Source organism: Veillonella sp. 3913 (genome assembly GCF_003992235.1).
In the GTDB taxonomy this organism is placed as follows: Bacteria; Bacillota; Negativicutes; order Veillonellales; family Veillonellaceae; genus F0422.
The window spans coordinates 1-259 of the sequence record NZ_RQVF01000014.1; the positions used below are offsets into that span (position 1 = coordinate 1).

Annotated in this window: 1 tRNA gene; it reads left to right on the plus strand. The window is 47.9% G+C overall.

The window, feature by feature from the left end:
- Positions 1–185 precede the first annotated feature (185 nt).
- Positions 186–259, plus strand: a tRNA-Ile gene (locus EO113_RS08035).

The following is a 259-nucleotide window of genomic DNA, read 5'->3' on the forward strand; positions in this document are numbered from 1 at the left end:
GTCGTAACAAGGTAGCCGTATCGGAAGGTGCGGCTGGATCACCTCCTTTCTAGGGAGACATACACTAGCACAAGATGCTAGATGTCACACTAGGTCGACACTTTGGTGTAATGGATAGACGTAGCATATGCGCTAGCTGTATCCAACCTTAATTGTTCAGTTTTGAGAGATTATCTCTCATTTGTAGGCCTATAGCTCAGCTGGTTAGAGCGCACGCCTGATAAGCGTGAGGTCGGTGGTTCAAGTCCACTTAGGCCTA